Below are 21,608 nucleotides of genomic sequence, written 5' to 3' on the forward strand. Positions count from 1 at the left end.
CAAATGATAAATTCAATTTGAGTATAACGCTTACAGTTTTTTTAATCAAGAAAGGAAATAAATTATGGCAGATAAACTTTATGGTACTGTCCTTTTAAAAGCAAAAAGAATAATGGACGTGCTTTCTGCATCAGAAAATAGTTTAACTTTGGAACAAATATCCAGCGCAGCGGCTATACCCAAGCCAACAACATTTAAAATATTGAATACTTTGGACTACATAAATTTTGTGAGAAAAGATAAATCTGAAAAAAAATATTCGTTAGGTACGAATTTAATTGGATATGGGAGTAGAGCAATGAGCAGCTTTGATATAGTCACTATTGCTGAACCATATTTGACTGAATTAAATAAAGTAACAAGTGAGACAGTAAATTTGGGAATTGAAGAACATGATCAAATAGTTTTACTTAAAAAAATTGATAGTCCACAACCGGTTAACTTAAATTCTAAAGTTGGTGGAACTCTCGAACTCTATTCTTCTTCAATGGGTAAAGCAATTTTGGCAACGAAAACGGAAATAGAATTAGATCAGTACTTCTCTAGTGTTGAATTAAGACCTTGTACTCCTAATACAATCACTAGTATTGCTGAATTAAAAAAACAAATTGCTGCAGTTCAAGATGAAGGCTATGCTATTGATAATCAAGAAAATCAGGCGGGGGTTGTTTGTGTCGGAGCCGCAATTCAGAAATATGGTAAAGTCTTTGGAGCGATAAGTGTAAGTACGCCGAAGTATCGTTTAGATGAATTGTTACTTAGTGATTTAAAAAAGCTTGTAAAATCAACAGTTGATCAAATTAATCAAATAATTTAAAAAAAGTACTTGTAAAATCGCTTACATTGTATTATATTTTATTTGCTTGAATAAATAAGAAATTTAATTTCTTATATGGAAAGGAAAAGACGATGTATGAAGACTTAACCAGAAAAAATGATAATGCTATTTATGAAATTTTTTTAACTAAAAAAGAAATCGAAAAAGCAATAGACCAGGCATTAAAGCAAATTAAATTGAACATTGAATTTTTTGATGATCTTTTTCCTGCACCAGCCGCTACTAAAGGGGTGTACAAGAGAATTAGTAATACTGAATGGACTAATGGCTTTTGGACAGGAATTTTATGGTTAGCTTATCAGCATACTAAAGAACCGGGTTATAAAAAAATTGCAGAAAAAAATGTTACTTCTTTTGCAGACAGAATTAATAAAAAAGTTGCTGTCAATCACCATGATTTAGGTTTTTTATACTCAACTTCAGTAGTTAGTGAGTACAAAATTACTGGAAATAAAAAAGCAAAGGAAATTGCCTTAAAAGCTGCTGACTGTTTATTATCGAGATTTCAGCCCAACGGCAGATTTATTCAAGCTTGGGGCGATTTAGAAGATGATAAAGAATACAGACTAATCATTGATTCATTAATGAACATTCCTTTACTTTATTGGGCAGAACAAGTTACCCAGAATTCTAAGTATGGTGAAGTTGCTGATCAGCATTATCGAAATGTTATTAATACCGTTATTAGAGACAATGGTTCTACATATCACACATACTTTTTTGACAGAAAAAGTGGTAAGCCACTAAAGGGTATGACTAAACAAGGTTATAGCAATGACTCAAGTTGGGCTAGAGGTCAGGCTTGGGCTGTATATGGTATTCCACTTCATTACAAATATCGTCATAATCATAAAGATTTTAAGATCTTTACTGGCGTAACTAATTATTTTTTGAATAGATTACCAGCTGATTTTATTCCATATTGGGATTTGATTTTCAATGATGGTGATAATCAACCTAAAGATTCCTCTTCGGGTGCTATCGCAATTTGTGGAATTGCTGAAATGCTAAAAAATTTACCTGAATCTTTTAGTTATAAGCAAAAATATGTGATATTGCTGCACAAAATGATGAGATCTTTGATTGATAATTATGCAAATAAAGATCTGAAACCGGGCGCACCATTATTGGATCATGGTGTGTACTCTTGGCATTCAGGTAAAGGAGTTGATGAAGGAAATATTTGGGGAGATTACTTTTATTTTGAAGCACTTATGAGATTTTATGAAGATTGGAAAGTATTTTGGTAGAAAAAGGCGAATTAAATGACAAATCCTAATATTGTTGCCGTTCGTTTGGATGAGAGATTAATTCATGGTCAAGGTAGATTATGGATTTCTAATTTAGGGGTCAATTTGGTCATAGTTGCTAATGATGAGGTTGCAAAGAGTTCAATTCAGCAAACTTTAATGAAGTCACTATTACCAGACTCGATTGGAGTTAGATTTTTTACAATTGCGGAAACTATCGACAAGATTTTTAAAGCAGCCCCTCAACAATCAATTTTTATAATTGTTAAAACTGCTGCTGATACGTTAAAGCTAATAGAAGGAGGCGTACCAATTAAGAAATTAAATGTAGGAAATATCCATTTTAAAGATGGTAAAACTAAAATCACAAATTATATCTCGGTAGACCATCAAGATATGGCAGCCCTTAAAACAATGCGCGATAAATATCATATTGATTTTAATACTCGTGTTACTCCTATTGGAAACGAAGTTGGGTCAGATTTTAATTTGAATAAATACGTAGATGAATGGAAAGGAGAATAATTATGAACTTTACTGTTTGGCAAGCAATACTCGTAGGTTTATGGGCCGCATTTTGTTTTGCGGGACAAGTTTGGGGTACATATACTAACAGGGCTTTATTTATTTCTTTTGGTGTTGGTCTTATTTTAGGTGACTTAAAAACTGCGGTTATTTTTGGAGCCACGGCTGAATTAGCCTTTATGGGTTTTGGCGTGGGACCCGGAGGCTCAACACCACCTAACCCACTTGGACCAGGTATTGTTGGTTCAATTTTAGCAATATCTATGCACAAGTTATCGCCTAGTGCAGCTTTAACTTTATCGTATCCATTCGCTATGTTGGTACCATTTATTATCACTTTGATATTTACTATTAATTCAGGTTCTATGGCTTCTGCCAAAAAAGCTGTTAGCGAAGGAAAATATCACAAATTCAATATTATGTCTAATTTAACTTTGTGGGAATTTATGTTATTTGCTTTCTTGTTTGGTCTCACAGCAACATTAAGTACCTCAGCTTTAAGAGCATTTGTAATGATGATTCCACAGTGGCTAATGAATGGCTTAACCGTTGTAGGTGGATTACTTCCCGCTGTCGGTTTTGCACTTATTATGAGTACCATGCTTAAAAAAGAATACATTCCTGCAATTATTTTTGGATATATTTGTGTTGCTTACCTCAAGATGCCAGTTATTGGACTTGCGTTTGTAGGTGTAGCATTAGCATTTAACAATTATTACAATCGTAAGAAGTCTGGAAATAATAATCAGAAACAAAGCAATGGAGGTGTAGAAAATGGCATCTAGAAAACCAGTTCTAACAAAAAAAGATTATGCCATCTCTGTTTTAAGATCATATTATTTACAAAATGTTCAAAATTATGGAAATATGCAAGGAACAGGTGTTTTAAAGTCAATTTGGCCAGAATTACATAAGATTTATCAAGATGATGAGCAAGAATTCAAGCGAGTAGCTATTTCCAACTTGGAATTTTATAATACCAATCCACAGCCTTATCCCTTTGTTACTAGCATAATGCTGGCTATGTATGATAGCGGTCAAAGCGAAAATGATGTTCAAGCTATTAAGATGGCATTGATGGGACCTTTAGCTGGTATCGGTGATGCACTATCACAGTTTGCTTTAGCTCCACTGTTTTCTACTATTTTTGCTTCACTTGCTTTACAAGGTATCATTTATGCACCATTAATGTTCTTCGCCTGTTTATTTGGAATTACATTTGGTGTTAGATGCTTAATGGGCTATTTAGGTTGGAAAGTCGGTACAAGTATCATTGATACTTTGAGTGACAAAATGGCTGTCATTGCTGATATTGCCAGTACAATTGGTTTAACTGTTATAGCAGGATTATCTGTTTCATTCGTAAAAGTGAATCTGGGACTTAAATATTCCGCTGTAATTAAAGGAAAGACGCAATTAGTCACAGTTCAGGCATTTTTAGATAAAATTATGCCGTATTTATTGCCAGTGTTGTTAATTTACTTTGTTTATTGGCTGATTACTAAGAAAAAGTGGACGGTTTATAAGATTATTCTTTTACTATTAGTCTTGGGAATAGCACTTTCTGCTATGGGCATATTAGTTCCTTGAGGTAAATAATTATGAAATATGATGTATGTATCATAGGACATGGTAATTTTCCTTCTGGAATAAGGTCAGCTGTTAAATTAATTGCTGGAACTTGTGACAGAATCGCATGTTTTAATTTGAACGAAGAAACAACTCATGAACAATTTGAGAAAGATATTGATCAATATCTTAAAGCACATGATAATGTGATATTTTTTGCTGATATGATTGGGGGAGCTCCATATCAAATCGTCGCTAAAAAGATTTTGTTGCAAAACGATAAAAATAAGTGTGTCGTTGCTGGAGTTTCATTAAATTTAGTCTTAGATATATATCTTAAAAATATGTCTGATCAGCTAACTACTCAAAACATTGATGAAGTAATTATGCATGTAATTACTGAATCAAAATCTTTAATGAAAGAAATTACTTGTCGAAAAGATTTAGAAAAAGAGTGCTAAAAAGTGTCGTGGATTAACATTTTAATAACCATCATGGTAATTATATTGATAATTCTTTATTTTGTAGTTATTCCCATTGCCAGAAAAAAGAGCAACGAAAGGAAAAAAACAGAAATGGATAACTTTTTTTCTTCGTTACAGAATGGTGAAAAAGTAATGCTGCTTAGTGGCGTTGTAGGAACCATTAAAAGCATAACTAAAGACTATATTAATTTAAAAGTTACAGATAATGCCGTAATCAAAGTCAATAAGCATGGTATAGCTTCGAAAGTCAAAAATGAATCTGAATAATATGGAAGAAAAACGAAAAATCAATTTAAAGAGCTTGGTTCATGAAGGCAGAATTTCATATGCAAAAGACTATTTGCAAAACGCAAAATTAGTCTTGAACAATCAATTTCGATTTCAACATGCTTATGATATGGAGCCGAGCCCCGAAATTTATCAGTTAAATAGTTGGTTAAAGTCACCTAATGGTGATCCTGAATGGCTTTATGTTTTAAAACGTCAAGAATACTTACAGGATCTTTTATATTCTTATCTTCAAACAAATGAAGTTAAATATTTATTTGAAATAAAAACTTTAATTTTTGAATGGCTAAAAAATAATGATATGCAAGACTCAATACGGTATAAAACTTGGCGAACAATTGATACAGGAATAAGGTTATTGAATTGGTCAAAACCTCTCAGTTATTTAATTAGCAAGGAAATTATTAATTTAGAAGAAATCACTCAAATTAATGACTCAGTAAAACGTCAAGCTAAGTATTTAAGAGATAATTACATTGAAAAGTATGATTTAAGTAATTGGGGCGTATTAATAACTACAGGAATACTAACTTTTTCTGCTGAACATCCTGATGTAATAAGCAGTCAAATTGCAGATTGGGCTTTAAAGAAATTAATTCAAGAGTTAAAACTGCAAATTGATGAAACAGGTCTGCAATGGGAACAGTCACCACTTTATTTTATTGAAGTGTTTAGAAGTTCGTTATCTGTTGTGGCCAGTTTTAAAGCTAATGGCGAGCCTGTCCCGCAAGATATTATAGTTGTTTTGAAAAGAATGCTTCAAGTATGTGATTACTTGGTTAAACCAAATGGCCAGCTTTTACAGCAAGGTGACACAGATTCAATTAAAATTGACGACTTAATTGCCACAGCAAAATACCTTTTAGATGGTCAATATTATCCAGATGCGTATTATGATTTTTTATTAATTTCTCTTGCAGATAATGCAGAAGTAGATTTTGCTTCACAAGATTTAACTACTAAAAAATATTATGATTCAGTTATTTCAGGGAACTTTTTCTTTAAGGATACGAGTAAAAAAGATTATTGGCATATATATAATGGCAATTTAGGAAGTGGTCATGGTCATGCAGCTTCCGGTCATATAGATCTGGTCATTAATAATGAAGACATTTTTCTTGATCCTGGAAGATACACATATGTTAATTCACATGAGCGGAGAAATTTGAAGTCGGGCTATTCACATAATGTTGTTCTGGTAGATAATTCTTTTCCTACTGTTCCTTTAAATTCTTGGAAGTTTAGCACAGTGGTCTCAAATCAAAGGAACGAAGTACAGCATTTTAAGAAATTTGACAGTGTTAAATGTTCGTATATTGATAAAAAGGCAAAATACATTGTAACGAGATATTATATCTGGATTAAGGCTCATGAAATAATGGTTGTTGTAGATGTTTTGGAAAATACTGGTAAACATCTACAGAGTGATAACTGGATTTTTAGCCCTATGTGCAAAATGAAAGAAATAACCCGAAGCCAAATTAAAATTAGCACTGAGAAAAATGAATATTATTTATTTCATTCGCTAAAAAAGGTTGAATTTGAAAAGCAAATCATTTCAGATAGGTACAATCAATTACAGGACACTTTTAAACTAATTATTTCGGATAAATTTGAAAACAACAATGTTTCCTACACAGTAATTGGCAAAAAAGATGTGATTGAAAATGTTGAGCATGTTAATTCAGTAAGAAATGGTAAAGTTGATACCAGCGATATTCACAATTACGGTTTAGTCATTTCTTTAAAAGGGAAAAAGAAGATAACTGTTGACATTCAGCATCAAAATACTATTAAAGGAAATAAATTATATTTTATAAATAATTTGCCTTTTTACGGCAACATAGGCGTTAAAGAAGGGTCCAATAAGGAAGAGGTGAATTAAAATGAAAAAGAAACAAACCCTTTCTTTTATAATAACTATAGTTTTAGCTGCTTTTGGCATAGCTTTTACCCAAACAGATGTTAAGGCGGCTACATATTATGTTGATCCTAAGGGAGCAGACTCAAACAACGGGTTGAGTAAAAACCACGCTTGGAAAACTCTGGGTAAAGTAAATTCTGTTAAATTTTTACCTGGCGATAAAATTTTATTTAAGAGTGGAGCTACATGGAATGGTCAACTTCATCCTCAAGGAAACGGTAATGAAAATCAACCAATTGCAATCAGCAAATATGGTGGAAAAATAAAGCCTCTTATTAATGGTAATGGTACAGCTAATTATGTTAGAAATTCTGGGACTGTGATGTTAATTAATCAACATGATTGGATTATTAAAAATCTGGAAGTTACAAATTATAGTACCACGGTTCATTCGCAAAGATCGGGAATCTTAGTTATCAATAATACCAATACACCTGAAAAGAATATTACAATTACTCGTAATTTTGTTCATGATGTTAATTCTGATACACAAGTGGATCACGCCTGGAAAGTAACAGGTGGAATCGTACTGATTGGAATAAATGAAGATCTTAATGGCAAAATCAACAAAAGCAAAAACTTCGGATTTCAGAATGTTTCGGTAACAGATAATCAAGTCAAGAATGTGGCTACCGCTGGAATTAGGAATAAAACAACGATGCTTTATTCTAATGGTTCGGAAAGTTATCCCAAGTTAAATAAAAATATTAATTATGAAAATAACACTGTCGACGATGTGTTTGGTGATGGAATGATTATCTCTGAAGTCGCAAGTGAAGGCACAGTCAAAAACAATGTTGTTAACAAGTTCTGTAATGCAAATACTAATTATAACTATGCTGGATTATGGGTAATGTCTTCAGACAACGTTGTAGTTGAAGGAAATGAAGTTGCCAACGGCATGTATGGTAGTAACGATGGCACAGCTTTTGATATTGACTTAAATTGCAAAAACGTTATTGTTCAGCACAATTATTCTCATGATAATGCTCGCGGCACAGTGTTATTTATGAATTATTCTAGAAATGGAGTATTCAGATATAATGTCAGCATTAACGATGGGTGGGACAATAATAAGTTAATTTCTTACTTACCGGATGTTGATACAGAAAAGGTTGACATTTATAACAACTTGTTTATTACCAATCCCAACACAGCTGAAATTTTTAAGACAAGTTCTCAAAATAGAGCTCTGAAATTCGTAAATAATGTCCTTGTGTCTAAATCAGGAACAATAAAAGCTTTTAATGATGATAATATGACTGGTGATATAGATATTTCTAATAATGCTACTTACGGTTTTAATGACAGATGGTTTGTTAATAGTCAAAATATTAAGTTAAAAAATCCGGAATTTGTAGCACAATTACTAGCTGATATTCAAAATAGCAATCCAGGAATAAAAAATATCAACATCGCTGAATTATTGCAAATGAAAGAGTTACAAAATTCTGGTACAAGAATAGCAAATAATTTAACAGACTTTTATGGGAATCCTGTTTCTGTAACGCCTTCAATTGGGCCCTTAGAATTAAAGTAATATAAGAAAGGTTTTTATTTTATGAAAATGAATATTAATTATGGTCATAATCCTGAAGATATAAAAAATTATTCAACTTCAGATTTAAGAGATCAATTTTTAGTTGAAAAAGTATTCGAACCAGGAAAAATAAATTTGACTTATACATACAATGATCGAATGATTCTTGGTGGAGTAATGCCCACCAAGAAGCCCCTAGAAATAGTTTTAAATAAGGATTTAGGAGTAGAATATTTCCTTCAAAGACGGGAATTAGGAATTATTAATTTAGGAGGCGATGGAGCTTTAGAAATTGACGGTAAGAAAGAACAAATGACCAAACATGATGGCTTTTATATTGGTAAAGGAAATAAGCATGTAGTATTCACTTCTACAAATGTTAAAGATCCCGCAAAGTACTATGTTGTATCAACACCAGCACAGAAAACATATCCTAATAAAAAGTTGTTATTTAAAGATGCTCTCAAGAAGTGCTTGGGGGATCAAGAACACATGAATAAACGGACTATTTATAAATACATTGATGCTAGTCAGATGGATACCTGTCAATTACAGATGGGATATACCGTTTTAGATAGTGGTTCAGGGTGGAATACGATGCCTGCACATACTCATGCTAGACGTATGGAAACTTACCTCTATTGTGAGTTTGCTTCTTCAGATACTCGTGTGTTTCACATTTTAGGTAAACCAAATGAAACCAAAGAAATAGTTATCAGGAATGAACAAGCTGTAATCAATCCCAGTTGGTCGATACATTGTGGAGTAGGCACAACAAACTATGCTTTTATTTGGGCTATGGCCGGTGAAAATCAAACTTATGACGATATGGATACAATTCCAATGGAAGATTTAAATTAAAAGAGGATAAAAATGGAACAATCAAAAGAAGAAATCAAGAATAATGAAAAAGCACTAGACAAGTTTAAAATGAGTTATTTTGATTTGTCAGGTAAGGTAGCTATTATTACTGGCGGTAATACTGGTTTAGGACAAGGATATGCAATTGCTTTGGCAGAAGCCGGAGCAGATATATTTATTCCTACTTTTGGCACACTTGAATGGGATAATACTCGCGCAATGATTGAAAAGCGTGGACGGAAAGTAGAATTTATGGATGTTGATTTGACTAAGCCAGGTGTTCCCCAACAAGTTATAGAAAAAGCACTAGAAACTTTTGGTCATATTGATATCTTAATTAACAATGCTGGCATGATCAGACGTAACCCATTGCTTGAATCAAAAGATGAAGATTGGGATAAAGTTATTAATATTAATTTGAATGCAGTTTACCATATGTCCATGGCAGCAGCTAAAGTAATGGCCAAACAAAAGTCTGGTAAAATCATAAATATCGGTTCTATGTTATCGTTCCAAGGTGGTAAATTTATTCCCTCATACACAGCTTCAAAGCATGGTGTTGCAGGACTCACCAAATCTTTTGCCAGTGAACTAGGTGCTTATAATATTCAAGTTAATGCTATTGCACCGGGTTATATTAAAACAGCTAACACTGCTCCGATTCGTGCTGACAAAGATCGTAACCAAGAAATTCTTGATCGAATTCCAGCCGGTCATTGGGCAGAGCCATCAGAATTAATGGGAGTAGCAGTTTTCTTAGCTAGTGCTGCTTCAAACTATGTTAACGGTATTATTTTACCAGTTGATGGAGGTTATTTAGTAAGATAGGATGATAGGGAGCGGCTCAAATGCCGCTTTTTTATTGGTGAAAAATAATGGAGTCTATAAAGAATAAAGTCTTAACGGTTGGTGAACCAATGATTGTATTTAGTTCAAGAGATTTGGATCAATCATTGGTTGATTCTGAACATTTTACAACATTTCCCTCTGGGGCAGAGCTAAATGTAGCTGTTGGTTTAGAAAAGTTGGGTATAAAAACAACATATTTATCAAATGTAGGTAATGATCTTTTAGGTAAGAAAATTGTCAATTTTCTGCAAAAACAAAAGATAGATGTTAGATATTTACGACAAGATAATGAATGGCCAACGGGGTTTTACTTTAAAGAATTGGTATCAAAAGGGGATCCTCAAATTGCATATTGTCGCAAAAATTCAGCTGCTTCTCACTTGTGCTGTTCAGATTTAGCGAATATTAATTTGGCTGACTATCAGGCAGTGCATGTGACAGGTATTTTAGCTGCACTATCAACTAATGCTTTAGATTTAACTAAAAAAATTTTAACAGAAGCAGAAGACAAAAAAATTCTTAGTTTTTTTGATCCTAATATTCGACTGTCTCTATGGAAAGACCAAACTACAATGATTCACATACTAAACGATCTGTCATTTCAAGCTAACGTTGTTTTGCCAGGGGTTAATGAAGGAAAAATTTTGGCTGGTACATCTGATCCAGAAGAAATTGCGGATTTTTATCTCAGTAAAAGTAAAATTACAAACTTGGTTGTGGTTAAGCTAGGTGCTAAAGGTGCTTATTACGAGACAAGAAGTGGCAACAGAGAATACATTGACGGTTATTATACAAGCAAAATTATTGACACAGTTGGTGCAGGTGATGGCTTTGCGGTGGGTCTAATTTCAGGATTGATTTCTGGTTTAAAAATAAGTCAATCAGTAAAGAGAGCCTGTGCAATTGGCTCTTTAGCGATTCAGTCACACGGTGATAATGATGGCTATCCAAACGTAAAGCAATTAGAAAGGTTTATGAGGGAAAAAAGTAATGAGAATAAAGATTAGCTTAAAAGATGTGAATTCGAATGTCTTATTAGAACGAACTCAGAATGATATAGTAACACTTGCTTTTAAAAAAAGGTATCAATTAGGAGATTATTATGAAATTGAACTGGAAAGCCCTTCTTCGTATTTAGTCGTTCAGCTCGATCCTGTTTTGAATCCTACTCTGATTTTTATACCAAATAAGTGTTGGAGATATAATATACCATTTAATTTTCAACGTTATCCTTCCATGCCAGACTTTTCTTTCGGTGGTATTGCACATTATGCATGCGTAAGAAAAGCAACAAAAGAAGAAATATCAAGAGAACAAAACTTAGCTTTTAATTCACATGATCAACTTCAAAATAATGGTGCATTTCCTCATGTTACTGCTAATGCTGAAACCAGAAATGAAGACGCTTTCTTAGCAAAAAATGTTATTGATGGTTATTTGGCAAATGATGGACATGGTCGTTTTCCTTTTCAGTCTTGGGGAATAGATCAAAGAGATGATGCTGAACTAAAACTGGATTTTGGTCGTAATGTATTAGTCACAAAGATTGGCTTACTTTTGCGTGCGGACTTTCCCCATGACAATTATTGGACCAAAGCAGATATAGAATTTTCTGATAAAACAAAAATCACAGTTAATTTAAAAAAGACAGATAAAATTCAGTACTTTACTGTTACAGAGAAAAAAATAAATTATCTCAAAATTACTCATTTACGCAAAGCAACAAATGGTGATAATACTTTTCCTTCTCTAAGTCAATTAATAGTTTGGGGCTCAAATAGACCTTGATTTTAATATATACGAAGTAATTTTTTAAAAAAGCGTTTGCAATTTTGCTCGCCTTTAAATATAATAGCAATAGACAAGCGAACAAAAACTAACATAATCAAACAAAAGCGAAAACTTGTCTATTGTTAAGGAGGGCCTAATTTGTGAAAGAAAATAACTTGTTTTCTGCAAATGCAGTATTTGTAAGTGATGCATCAGATCCGACCACAATTTTTAAGGAAGTTTCGGATAAATTACTTGCTCTTGATTTGGTCAACGATGGCTTTTTCAATGGAATTAACCAGCGTGAGCAACAATATCCGACCGGAATAGATACTTCACCTATTGCAAAGGAATTACCAAACATTGCTGTACCGCATACTGAAGGAGAGTTTGTTAAGACTTGTTTGATAGTACCTGTTGCTTTAAAAGCACCAGTATCTTTCAAAAACATGATTGCACCTGATCAGAGCTTATCGGTAAAATTTCTGTTTATGATTTTGAATAATAATCCAGAAGGACAGGCAAACATTTTAGCACAAATTATGGACTTTCTTAGACTTACATCCGTTTCAAAGTTACAAACATTATTCAATCTTACCGAGACTGATAAAATTTATCAGTTCTTAAGTGAGAATTTTAGTCAACAGTAGGAGGGCTTTTTATGAGCAGAGAAGTAAAATTTATAGCTGCATGTGGTGCTGGGGTAAACTCATCTCACCAAATTAAAGATGCAGTTGAAGAAGAAATGAGAAAGCGTGGCTATAACGTCAAAGTTGATGCCTATATGATTAAGGATGTCAATGAAGATCTTTTATCGCACTATGATGGTTATTTGACAATTGCCAAGACTGATCTTTCCTTTAAACCAAAAATTCCGTTAATTGATGCAGGAGCAATTTTATACCGTATACCTGCTATGGCTAAACCAGTTTATGACAATGTGGAAAAAGTTGTTAAAGAAATTAATGCTAAATAAGATTTCATGAGGAAATAAAAAATGAATGGGATAATTAGTTTTGCTAACTCACTTTTTAAACCTTTGATTGATATGGGTGCAGCTACAATAATGTTAATTGTTTTGACATTAATCGCTGTACTGTTTCGAGTCAAGTTCACCAAGGCCTTAGAAGGTGGTTTGAAATTAGCTATTGCTATTACAGCGATAGGTAATGTTATGAATATGCTGACGACAGCATTTCAAAAGCCAATGATGCAGTTTGTTAAGCACACTGGCATCCACATGGATATGCAGGATATGGGTTGGGCCCCACTTGCTACCATAACTTGGGGATCACCATATACCTTGTTTTATCTGTTAGTTTTAATTATTTTAAACGTTGTTCTACTGGTATTAAATAAAACTAACACGCTTGATGTGGATATCTTTGATGTTTGGCACCTGGCATTTGATGGTTTGTTCTGTGTTTATGTTGGTGCACCATTGTGGCTATCAACTTTGTTAGTTCTTTTCATTGGCACAATGAAGATTATTAACTCTGACCTAATGAAGCCGACATTTAATGATTTACTGGATGCTCCTGAAGGCAATCCTATGACTACTACTCATATGAACTATATGATGAACCCAATTATCATGGTGTTTAACAAGTTCTTTGACAAGTGCCTGCCTTGGCTTGATAAATTTGACTTTGATTCTACGAAACTGAATGAAAAAATCGGCTTTTGGGGCAGTAGATTTGCTATCGGTGTTTACCTTGGTGTGTTCGTTTCCTTGCTAGCTGGTAATAACTTTGCAACTGAGCAGGGATGGAAAGATATGTTTACACTATCATTTATTGGTGGTTCATGTATTGAATTATTCTCTGTAATTGGTTCATGGTTCATCGCATCCGTTGAGCCTTTGTCTCAAGGTATTGCCGATTTTGCTACTAAGAAATTCTCTGGCCGTACCTTTAATATCGGACTTGACTGGCCATTCTTAGCTGGTCGTTCCGAAATTTGGGCAGCCGCAAATGTTTTGGCTCCGATTATGATGCTTGAGGCAATGGTTTTACCTGGTAACAGATTAATGCCCTTAGGCGGTATTATCGCTATGGGTGTTACTCCTGCTTTGCTAGTTGTTACTCGTGGTAAAATTATTCGGATGATTATCATTGGAACCGTTGAATTACCTATCTTCCTTTGGGCTGGTACTATGGTTGGTCCATTTGTTACCAACATGGCTCACTCAGTAGGTGCCGCTATTCCTGCACATACATTGGTTTCAGACACTACTATGGAGGGTCCAGTTGAAAAATTCTTGGCTTACCTGGTAGGAAATGCTTGGAAACAACAAGGAATGTTTATTGTTTATGCCTTAATCGCTTTGGCAGTTTACCTTCTGTTATTTATCTGGTATGCAAAACAAATGAAGAAGAGAAATGCAGAATACGCTGCAGCTAAAAAGGCTAATTAATCATTAATAATGTATTTGGCTTAAGGGTGACTAAATTGAAGAAAACAAAAGTAACGGCTAAGGAAAAGGCAAGAAGGAATCGTATCCTTTTTTGGGCAGTTGTTGTAATTGTGGTTAACTTGCTACAAATTTTATTTAAAAACTGGATAACAAGCTTAATTGCTATGGTTGGTACAATTTATGCCTTATATAGAATCGTTGTTTTTGATAATCCTAAAAATCGCCTTAGTCAAAAATATTATGATTGGAAAGGCAATAAGCTAAGTAAATAAATTTATTAAATACCATTGAGAAACTCACTCTCAATGGTATTTTTATGTAAAAACCACTTTTAATTAGTAATATTTTGTAAAAATCAAATTGCAATAAACCGCTTTCTCTGATACACTTTAAGTGGTATCTACCAGTTAGCTAAGGAGGGGGAATTCATGGCAAAACCACTTTATCGCCAAGTAATTCTAGACTTGGAAAAACAAATAAAGAATATGAAGCCGAATGCTAAATTGCCAAGTGAAAGACAGTTATTAGTTAAATACGGTGTTAGTCGCAATACAATTAGATTGGCTTTACAAAATCTTGAAGAAAGAGGATTAATATACCGTCTTCATGGTAAAGGCACTTTTGTTTCTAGTACTTTTCTTGATCAACCTAATATTGGTGGGATGTATTCTTTTTCAGAAGAATTGAAACGAACTGGGCAAAAGGCTTCAACTAAAAATCTAAGTTTAGACTTAATTACTCCGAATAAAAATATTGCTGCACAATTGAATTTGGGACCGAGAGAAAAAGCCTACGAGCTGGTTCGTTTGCGTCTTGCTGATAACGAACCACGTATTTTTAGTAAAACTTATTTACCAGAAAAATTATTTTCCAAACTCAATCTAAACGATTTAAATGCTAAGCCACTTTATGATGTCATGAAAGAAAAATATGATCAAATCAGTGTGATGGCTTTTGAAGATGTTGCAGCTGTTTGCCTTAATCAAGAAGAGAGTAAAAATCTGGCTGAAAAAGTTGGTGCACCAAGCTTAAAAATATTTCGGAAGACTATTAATGACAAAAATGTACCAATCGAGTTTACGATTTCTTTGGCTAGAGGCGATAAATTTGTTTATCGTTCGCGTCAATATAATGATTTATTTTAAATAATATAAGGAAGGTAAAATTAATGTTTTCAAAAACAGATGCAGAATTAGCAAAAATGGGTGCAAAAATTACTACTCGTGAAATTGAGCAGCAACCTGAATTATGGCAGCAGACTTGGTCCATTTTTCAGAATAATAAGACCAAAATCATTGATTTTCTAAGCCAGATAAACCAAAAATGGGGTAAAGTTAGAGTTATTTTTACCGGTGCCGGTACTAGTGCATATGTTGGCAATACGATTATGCCGTATTTACAAAAACATGGTGATAGGAAAAAATATGACTTTGAAGCAATTGATACTACCAAAATTGTCTCTACTCCTGAAGATTATCTAGAAAAGGATACTCCGACGATTCTGGTTTCATTTGCACGTAGTGGCAATTCACCGGAATCTGTAGCTACTGTTGAATTAGCTAAAAAATTAGTCACGAATTTATATCAAATAGCAATTACTTGTGCACCAGAAGGACATTTAGCACAGGATTTAGCAGGTGATCCTACTGGACTTGTTTTATTAATGCCCGAAAAGTCTTTAGACCAAGGCTTTGCCATGACAGGTTCGTTTTCTTGCATGAGTTTAATGGCACTTCTAGTCTTTGATACTTTATCTGACGAAAAGAAAGAACATATTGTTAACCAAATTGCTCAAATGGGTAAGAGCGTCATTGCGCGTGAAGATGAAATTCAATCTTTAGTTGACATTGACTTTAATCGCATTACTTATATAGGTAGTGGTAGCTTAGGCGGTTTGGCTGAAGAAACACGTCTCAAAATTTTGGAATTAACTGCGGGAGAAGTTGCAGCATTATTTGATACCTCAATGGGTTTGCGTCACGGTCCAAAATCATTCCTTGATAAGAAGACGATCGTTTTTGATTTTGTCTCCAATAATACTTATACCAGGCAATACGACTTAGATATTTTAAACGAGATCAGGGATGATCAAATTGTTCCGCTCGTGATGGCTGTTGGTCAGGAAAAGGAGGATCAGGATTTCTCAGGAAAATCTTTCATGTTCGCTGAGAAAGAATTGTTGCCTGATGCGTACTTGGCATTACCTGACGTAATGTTTGGTCAGACAATTGCATTGCTCACTTCAATCAAAGTTAACAATAAGCCAGATACACCTTCACCAACAGGTACTGTCAATCGTGTAGTCAAGGGCGTTACCATTCACGAATTTAATTAGTGTGCTTTTGTTGTGGGTACTAACTGTATACATATGTTTTTAATGATAATCGTTTCAAATATAAAAAATACATGTTGACAAAAATTGGTTGGTACCTTATCATAAAAAGTGTGGAAGCGTTTTATATAATATTTAGATTTCCTTAAAAGATATGGAGGAATAAAACATGAATATTGTGGGAGCAAGAGTTGATGAACGCTTGGTTCATGGTCAAGTGGCAAACTTATGGACGCCTCAGTTGCAAGTAGAACGGATTATCGTTCTTGATGAAAAAGCAGCCGAAGATGATATCCAAAAGAGTGGTCTTAGAATGGCTACTCCAATGTCTACCAGATTGAGTGTTTTACCAACTGAGATTGCTGCAGATCACTTAAAGAAAAACCGTTATGGTAAGCAAAGATTGTTTCTGGTTGCCAAAAAACCTGATAAGTTTCTTGATTTGCTTAACATGGGTATCAAGCTTGATACAATCAATGTTGGTAATATGTCTAAGCAAGATGATACTACTGAACTGACTAAGCAAGTTAATATCAATGAGCATGAGGCCGATGTTTTCAGAGAAATTTCTGGCAAGGGCGTTAACTTAATTGCTCAGTTAAATCCTAGTGTTGAGTCACGGGATTTAATGAAATTGATTAATGAAAAGATGAAGTAGGAGGAGAAAAATGGCTTGGTGGCAAATATTACTGCTTACTTTGTATGCAGGATTAGAAATTTTAGATGAATTGCAAATTTATTCATCATTAAACACACCAGTTGGTGCTGGGTTGATCGCCGGTCTGATCATGGGAGATCTGCCTACCGGTCTGTTTATCGGTGCATCAATGCAGTTGACAGTTTTAGGTATCGGTACTTTTGGTGGTGCTTCAAGAATTGACGCTACTACCGGTACAGTTTTGGCTACAGCATTTTCAACTAGTATTAAAGGTATGAGTCCGCAAACGGCTATTTCTTCAATTGCTGTTCCAGTTGCTGCTATTATGATTGAATTGGACGTTTTGGCAAGATTTGCCAACACTTACTTTTCACACAGAATTGATCACTTGATTGATCAAGACAAGATTAACTATAAGGCTGTTGAAAGAAATGTTTTATACGGTGCAATTCCGTGGTCACTTTCACGTGCAGTTCCTGTCTTTATCGCATTGGCCTTTGGTCAGGGATTAGTACAACAGATCGCAAATGCTTTAAATGGAGACCTGTTATGGCTGGGTAATGGTTTGACTGTTGCTGGTGCTACCTTACCAGCTGTCGGTTTTGCTGTTTTACTGCGGTACTTACCAGTTAAGAGACACGCAGCATATTTGATTCTAGGCTTTACAATCACGACATTGTTCTCAGTTCTCTTTAGTGGCATGCAAGCTTTGGGTACCGGCTTATCAGCTGTTAACAAAGGTTTCACTACTATTTTCAACGGCTTACCAATGCTTGCAATTGCAATGCTGGGATTAGCTCTGGCAATTTTGCATTACAAGAATATTCCAATAAATAAAGGTACTGCTCAAGCACAAAGTACTGAAAGTCAAAGTAATAGCGCAAGTTCAAGCTCTGATGACGATGAAGGAGAGATTACTGATGACGAACTCTAAACCTAAATATAAATTAACTGAACAAGATTTTAATCAGATTAACCGTAGATCTTTATTTGGTTTCCAGTTGGGCTGGAACTATGAAAGAATGCAGAATAGTGGTTATTTATACACTATTCTGCCACAATTAAGAAAGATTTATGGTGATGATACCCCTGAATTAAAGGAAATGATGAAGACCCACATGCAGTTCTTTAACACTTCTAATTTCTTCAATACTATTATCACTGGCCTTGATCTTGCTGTTGAGGAAAACGAAGGTATCGAAGGAAAAGACACTGTTACCGGTATTAAAGTTGGTTTGATGGGTTCCTTTGCCGCAATCGGTGACTCGATTTTTGCTTCTTTGATTCCAACTATTTTTGGTGCATTGGCCGCATCCATGGCAACTCAAGGAAACCCAGTTGGGGTTATCATTTGGGTGATTGCCTGCCTTTTGATCTGTGTCTTTCGTTGGAAACAATTACACTTTGCTTATGATAAAGGTGTTTCCCTTGTTACTGATATGAGAGACCGTTTAAACGCTTTAACTGATTCCGCTACCGTTTTGGGTGTATTCATGGTTGGCGCGCTTGTTGCCACTATGGTTAATATCAAGTTCTCTTGGGCACCTAAAATCGGCAAAGTTACTATGAATGTTCAAAATAATTTGGATATGATTCTACCTAAGCTTTTACCAGCTGCTGTTGTGGGCTTTGTCTACTGGCTTCTTGGTAAGAAGGGTATGACTTCTACCAAAGCAATCTTTATTGTTTTAGTACTTTGTATTGTTTTAGGTGGTCTTGGAGTTATTGCTAAGATATAATTAAGTATGGTAATAGCTCTAAGCTAAATAGTATTGAGTATTAAATGGAAAGATAGAGTATGGCAGAAAAGGAATTAATTTTAATTAGTCATGGGAAAATGGCAGAGGGCGTAAAAGCCAGTGCTGAATTAATTATGGGTGAGCAAGAACATGTGCATACAGTGTGTTTGCTTCCATCTGAAGGCCCTGATGATTTTAAGTCAAAATTTGAAGAACAAATTTCAGGAATGAATATCGAAGATATTACAGTTTTTGCTGATTTAATGGGTGGAACCCCAGCTAATGTAGTTAGCCGTATGATTATGGGTGGTCAAAAGATTCACTTAATCTCGGGAATGAATTTACCACTAGTAATTGAATGGCTTAACAGTCAAATGAGCGGTACAGAATCCGATTTTGTGACTGCAGGTAAAGCTGGAATTGTCGATGTTAACGAAATGTTGTCTAGTATGAAAAAGTAAATTGATGTAAATAAATAGCGCCTAGTTCTAAAAAAGGACTAGACGCTATTATTTGTTTATATTAAATTTAGAACAGCAACTGAATAGTTTCAAGTGGTGCTATGGCTTCATCAATAGTAGCAATGCCGTTTTCAACATTAATGTGGACTTTGGTTTTTCTGACAGAGTTATTGACTTTTCTAATAATTGTAGCTTCCTTACCCTTTAGTGGTTCTCCTAAGTGCCATTTTATTTGTTGATAGCCATCTAAAGTAAAGTTGGCTAGCCAAGCTTTTTGACCATCATTTTCAATAAACAGCTTAACATTTGGCATTCCCACTAAATAGTCTACTGGCGTGACACTATCAAGTATTTGTTGCAACAGTCCTTGTTTGTATGTAGTAAATTGAGATTCCCAGCCATAGCGTGGATCTTGATCCATCGGGAGGACAACGATATGCTGGTCGATAACGGCCATAACGTTACCCAATTTTTCATCAAGTGCGTTATAAGCAAAAGACCATACATTTACAGCACTTTGCGGTTGATAGTCAATTTTTAAATAGTTTCCTGTTTGCTGCAACATTGTAATTCGCGGGCTTTCAACTCCGTCAACAATCTGTCCATCTGCCTGTTCAAAAACTTGATAGTTTGAACGAAATGGATGCCAGGCGGCTTTTTCAATATGCAGTAAATTGCCTAAATTTCTGTCTAGTAAAACTTGAATGCATTCACCATCAAGCAACACAAAATTGTTTTTAACTAATTCAGTAACTTGTGATTTTGACAAATTACGTAAAAGCTGGCCAGAAATGGCAACTACTTCATTTTTCAATGAAGTTTTTTTACTGATAGGCAGAATCGCTGTAGCAAAGCCAAAAGCTCCTAAAAGGCTGGCCCAATTCTTTTCGTGAGGTAAAAGTTCCTCGACATTTTTACCAGTTTTAGTTTGCAGATAGTAACTAGAGTCTTGATCAACCAAAACTTTTATTCCTCTTAAGTGGTTTATCGGCAGGCGATTTTCTAATAGTTGGTTAACAAACGGTTTAATTTGGGCGAGCATTTCTGCATAGTGCCAACTATCATTGATACCATTGCCCATCATGTCAAATAAATTAAGCAAAATTCCCTGACTGCCGATTAGGGCAGAAGTAATAATTTGAAATGCGGTAAATGCATTTGACTTGACTAATGGAGAATACATATAGCTTTCTAATTCAGGGTATAGTTCGGCATTTTCCCCTAAAAATGCAGCGGTAATGCGAGTATATTCTTCGAAATATCTGCCATATTGTAATGGTGCAACTTCATTGTAAGCAGGTAAATGAGGCCGGGCCACCTTGGGATGACCTTCTCCAGCCTGTGCCTTAAATAAATTATCCCAATCGCGACCTTCAAGGGCATGCCAATCAGGGTAGGAAGTCATTTGTGCCAAATCTGTTTCGGGACTAACCTTGTGAACAGCCTGCTCAATTATATGTTCGGTTTCAATCATCTCTTGACGAGCCTGATCAAGGTAAACCTGTCTTTCCTTAGTTGGTTCACCAGGCTGCAACATCTTTTTAACAAATTCTCCCCGCGTTTCCTTTTTGCCTAATTTTTCGTTATAAAGTTGCATGTGATAATCACAAAAGCACATTAACTTGAGGGGTGAATGGTTATAATGGCGAAAATCATCTTCTAGCCATAACCTGCGGGGATGGATACTGGCATATTGGGCATAGGTATTTGCTAAATATTTCCGCCATGTTGGATCAGCTGGGCAAGCCATATCCTTGGCCTTATTACCATCTATATCAACGAAAGTATTAAAGCCAATTTCAGGATTAACTTGGTAGCCTCGATCTGAATGCATAATGGTCGTCCAAGGGTTTAAGCTAGTTGTTACACCTATCTCAGATAACTTTTTTTGTAGGGGCTTTATGGCATCTAACCATACCTGAGTTTCAGCTTTAGTTAAGTGGCTATGGTTTAGCTCTTCACCATTTATAAAAAAAGCAACATCGTCAATTTTGCCCCTTTTAACAAATTCAATTAGTTTTTCGTCTTTTTCTGGAGTGTTTGCTCTGGGATCAAGCATGTATCTTAAAGTGTAAATAAAACTCATATTGTAGTTGCTCCTGT

Annotated in this window: 24 protein-coding genes; 23 read left to right on the forward strand and 1 reads right to left on the reverse strand. The window is 34.7% G+C overall.

All coding sequences use genetic code 11. The features are described from left to right. Positions 1–64: 64 nt before the first annotated feature. The 23 genes from AAA926_RS09365 (at position 65) to AAA926_RS09475 (ending at position 19,505) form a co-directional block, all read left to right on the forward strand. The gene (locus AAA926_RS09365) at positions 65–817 is read left to right on the forward strand and encodes an IclR family transcriptional regulator (protein ID WP_198181110.1); all 753 of its coding nucleotides are present in this window, start codon (positions 65–67) and stop codon (positions 815–817) included. A 92-nt stretch (positions 818–909) separates the two neighbouring features. Then, the gene (locus tag AAA926_RS09370; RefSeq protein WP_198181111.1) at positions 910–2,088 is read left to right on the forward strand and encodes a glycoside hydrolase family 88 protein; all 1,179 of its coding nucleotides are present in this window, start codon (positions 910–912) and stop codon (positions 2,086–2,088) included. 15 nt (positions 2,089–2,103) lie between these two features. Further along, positions 2,104–2,613 carry a PTS sugar transporter subunit IIB gene (locus tag AAA926_RS09375; RefSeq protein WP_034980599.1) on the forward strand — a complete coding sequence of 170 codons (510 nt, stop codon included), beginning with the start codon at positions 2,104–2,106 and terminating at the stop codon, positions 2,611–2,613. Positions 2,614–2,615: 2 nt separating this feature from the next. Next, entirely contained in the window at positions 2,616–3,398 is a 783-nt protein-coding gene (locus AAA926_RS09380) for a PTS mannose/fructose/sorbose/N-acetylgalactosamine transporter subunit IIC (protein WP_034980601.1), read from the forward strand. Continuing rightward, positions 3,388–4,203, forward strand: coding sequence for a PTS system mannose/fructose/sorbose family transporter subunit IID (locus AAA926_RS09385; RefSeq protein WP_034980604.1), 816 nt, complete (start codon positions 3,388–3,390; stop codon positions 4,201–4,203). Before AAA926_RS09380 ends, AAA926_RS09385 begins: the two co-directional genes overlap by 11 nt. Positions 4,204–4,214: 11 nt before the next feature. Continuing rightward, complete coding sequence (locus AAA926_RS09390) at positions 4,215–4,643, forward strand: PTS sugar transporter subunit IIA (RefSeq protein WP_198181112.1); 429 nt, start codon at positions 4,215–4,217, stop codon at positions 4,641–4,643. Positions 4,644–4,646: 3 nt separating this feature from the next. Further along, positions 4,647–4,934 carry a preprotein translocase subunit YajC gene (gene yajC, locus AAA926_RS09395; RefSeq protein WP_081945362.1) on the forward strand — a complete coding sequence of 96 codons (288 nt, stop codon included), beginning with the start codon at positions 4,647–4,649 and terminating at the stop codon, positions 4,932–4,934. Then, on the forward strand, positions 4,921–6,840 hold the full coding sequence (locus tag AAA926_RS09400; protein WP_198181113.1) for a heparinase II/III family protein: 1,920 nt from the start codon (positions 4,921–4,923) through the stop codon (positions 6,838–6,840). Before yajC ends, AAA926_RS09400 begins: the two co-directional genes overlap by 14 nt. A 1-nt stretch (position 6,841) precedes the next feature. Then, positions 6,842–8,419, forward strand: coding sequence for a right-handed parallel beta-helix repeat-containing protein (locus tag AAA926_RS09405; RefSeq protein ID WP_198181114.1), 1,578 nt, complete (start codon positions 6,842–6,844; stop codon positions 8,417–8,419). 27 nt (positions 8,420–8,446) lie between these two features. Further along, complete coding sequence (gene kduI, locus AAA926_RS09410; protein WP_198181169.1) at positions 8,447–9,280, forward strand: 5-dehydro-4-deoxy-D-glucuronate isomerase; 834 nt, start codon at positions 8,447–8,449, stop codon at positions 9,278–9,280. 12 nt (positions 9,281–9,292) lie between these two features. Then, positions 9,293–10,108: a 2-dehydro-3-deoxy-D-gluconate 5-dehydrogenase KduD gene (gene kduD, locus AAA926_RS09415; protein WP_034980612.1), complete on the forward strand. Its 816-nt coding sequence runs from the start codon at positions 9,293–9,295 to the stop codon at positions 10,106–10,108. Positions 10,109–10,155: 47 nt separating this feature from the next. Beyond that, complete coding sequence (locus tag AAA926_RS09420; RefSeq protein WP_198181115.1) at positions 10,156–11,136, forward strand: sugar kinase; 981 nt, start codon at positions 10,156–10,158, stop codon at positions 11,134–11,136. Next, entirely contained in the window at positions 11,120–11,917 is a 798-nt protein-coding gene (locus tag AAA926_RS09425) for a hypothetical protein (RefSeq protein ID WP_198181116.1), read from the forward strand. Before AAA926_RS09420 ends, AAA926_RS09425 begins: the two co-directional genes overlap by 17 nt. 143 nt (positions 11,918–12,060) lie before the next feature. Continuing rightward, a complete protein-coding gene (locus tag AAA926_RS09430) occupies positions 12,061–12,549 on the forward strand; it encodes a PTS sugar transporter subunit IIA (RefSeq protein ID WP_198181117.1) in 489 nt (162 codons plus the stop codon). Between the two features lie 11 nt (positions 12,550–12,560). Continuing rightward, positions 12,561–12,875 (forward strand): PTS sugar transporter subunit IIB, encoded by a 315-nt coding sequence (locus tag AAA926_RS09435; protein ID WP_045927619.1) that lies wholly within the window; start codon positions 12,561–12,563, stop codon positions 12,873–12,875. Between the two features lie 21 nt (positions 12,876–12,896). Further along, on the forward strand, positions 12,897–14,315 hold the full coding sequence (locus AAA926_RS09440; RefSeq protein ID WP_045927620.1) for a PTS transporter subunit IIC: 1,419 nt from the start codon (positions 12,897–12,899) through the stop codon (positions 14,313–14,315). A gap of 26 nt (positions 14,316–14,341) precedes the next feature. Further along, entirely contained in the window at positions 14,342–14,587 is a 246-nt protein-coding gene (locus tag AAA926_RS09445) for a hypothetical protein (protein ID WP_239386412.1), read from the forward strand. Positions 14,588–14,743: 156 nt separating this feature from the next. Further along, positions 14,744–15,460, forward strand: a complete 717-nt coding sequence (locus AAA926_RS09450; RefSeq protein WP_198181118.1) for a GntR family transcriptional regulator — start codon at positions 14,744–14,746, stop codon at positions 15,458–15,460. A 23-nt stretch (positions 15,461–15,483) separates the two neighbouring features. Next, entirely contained in the window at positions 15,484–16,650 is a 1,167-nt protein-coding gene (locus AAA926_RS09455) for an SIS domain-containing protein (protein ID WP_198181119.1), read from the forward strand. 166 nt (positions 16,651–16,816) lie between these two features. Then, complete coding sequence (locus tag AAA926_RS09460; RefSeq protein WP_198181120.1) at positions 16,817–17,305, forward strand: PTS sugar transporter subunit IIB; 489 nt, start codon at positions 16,817–16,819, stop codon at positions 17,303–17,305. Between the two features lie 10 nt (positions 17,306–17,315). Next, the gene (locus tag AAA926_RS09465) at positions 17,316–18,239 is read left to right on the forward strand and encodes a PTS mannose/fructose/sorbose/N-acetylgalactosamine transporter subunit IIC (RefSeq protein ID WP_034980636.1); all 924 of its coding nucleotides are present in this window, start codon (positions 17,316–17,318) and stop codon (positions 18,237–18,239) included. Continuing rightward, positions 18,226–19,044, forward strand: coding sequence for a PTS system mannose/fructose/sorbose family transporter subunit IID (locus tag AAA926_RS09470; protein WP_198181121.1), 819 nt, complete (start codon positions 18,226–18,228; stop codon positions 19,042–19,044). The genes AAA926_RS09465 and AAA926_RS09470 overlap by 14 nt, the downstream gene beginning before the upstream one ends. A gap of 59 nt (positions 19,045–19,103) precedes the next feature. Beyond that, positions 19,104–19,505 (forward strand): PTS sugar transporter subunit IIA, encoded by a 402-nt coding sequence (locus tag AAA926_RS09475; protein WP_198181122.1) that lies wholly within the window; start codon positions 19,104–19,106, stop codon positions 19,503–19,505. Positions 19,506–19,572: 67 nt separating this feature from the next. On the opposite strand, the gene AAA926_RS09480 is transcribed toward AAA926_RS09475, so the two are convergent. Continuing rightward, a complete protein-coding gene (locus tag AAA926_RS09480) occupies positions 19,573–21,591 on the reverse strand; it encodes a hypothetical protein (RefSeq protein WP_198181123.1) in 2,019 nt (672 codons plus the stop codon). Positions 21,592–21,608 lie beyond the last annotated feature (17 nt).

It is taken from the genome of Lactobacillus juensis, from assembly GCF_036246285.1.
Lineage (GTDB): Bacteria > Bacillota > Bacilli > Lactobacillales > Lactobacillaceae > Lactobacillus > Lactobacillus juensis.

Coding starts and splice junctions, on each gene's coding strand:
- AAA926_RS09460 (WP_198181120.1), top strand. CDS start 16,817: ATGAATATTGTGGGAGCAAGAGTTGATGAACGCTTGGTTCATGGTCAA.
- AAA926_RS09420 (WP_198181115.1), top strand. CDS start 10,156: ATGGAGTCTATAAAGAATAAAGTCTTAACGGTTGGTGAACCAATGATT.
- AAA926_RS09390 (WP_198181112.1), top strand. CDS start 4,215: ATGAAATATGATGTATGTATCATAGGACATGGTAATTTTCCTTCTGGA.
- kduI (WP_198181169.1), top strand. CDS start 8,447: ATGAATATTAATTATGGTCATAATCCTGAAGATATAAAAAATTATTCA.
- AAA926_RS09370 (WP_198181111.1), top strand. CDS start 910: ATGTATGAAGACTTAACCAGAAAAAATGATAATGCTATTTATGAAATT.
- AAA926_RS09375 (WP_034980599.1), top strand. CDS start 2,104: ATGACAAATCCTAATATTGTTGCCGTTCGTTTGGATGAGAGATTAATT.
- AAA926_RS09405 (WP_198181114.1), top strand. CDS start 6,842: ATGAAAAAGAAACAAACCCTTTCTTTTATAATAACTATAGTTTTAGCT.
- AAA926_RS09435 (WP_045927619.1), top strand. CDS start 12,561: ATGAGCAGAGAAGTAAAATTTATAGCTGCATGTGGTGCTGGGGTAAAC.
- AAA926_RS09400 (WP_198181113.1), top strand. CDS start 4,921: ATGAATCTGAATAATATGGAAGAAAAACGAAAAATCAATTTAAAGAGC.
- AAA926_RS09480 (WP_198181123.1), bottom strand. CDS start 21,591: ATGAGTTTTATTTACACTTTAAGATACATGCTTGATCCCAGAGCAAAC.
- AAA926_RS09365 (WP_198181110.1), top strand. CDS start 65: ATGGCAGATAAACTTTATGGTACTGTCCTTTTAAAAGCAAAAAGAATA.
- AAA926_RS09425 (WP_198181116.1), top strand. CDS start 11,120: ATGAGAATAAAGATTAGCTTAAAAGATGTGAATTCGAATGTCTTATTA.
- AAA926_RS09475 (WP_198181122.1), top strand. CDS start 19,104: ATGGCAGAAAAGGAATTAATTTTAATTAGTCATGGGAAAATGGCAGAG.
- AAA926_RS09470 (WP_198181121.1), top strand. CDS start 18,226: ATGACGAACTCTAAACCTAAATATAAATTAACTGAACAAGATTTTAAT.
- AAA926_RS09465 (WP_034980636.1), top strand. CDS start 17,316: ATGGCTTGGTGGCAAATATTACTGCTTACTTTGTATGCAGGATTAGAA.
- AAA926_RS09455 (WP_198181119.1), top strand. CDS start 15,484: ATGTTTTCAAAAACAGATGCAGAATTAGCAAAAATGGGTGCAAAAATT.
- kduD (WP_034980612.1), top strand. CDS start 9,293: ATGGAACAATCAAAAGAAGAAATCAAGAATAATGAAAAAGCACTAGAC.
- AAA926_RS09440 (WP_045927620.1), top strand. CDS start 12,897: ATGAATGGGATAATTAGTTTTGCTAACTCACTTTTTAAACCTTTGATT.
- AAA926_RS09450 (WP_198181118.1), top strand. CDS start 14,744: ATGGCAAAACCACTTTATCGCCAAGTAATTCTAGACTTGGAAAAACAA.
- AAA926_RS09380 (WP_034980601.1), top strand. CDS start 2,616: ATGAACTTTACTGTTTGGCAAGCAATACTCGTAGGTTTATGGGCCGCA.
- AAA926_RS09385 (WP_034980604.1), top strand. CDS start 3,388: ATGGCATCTAGAAAACCAGTTCTAACAAAAAAAGATTATGCCATCTCT.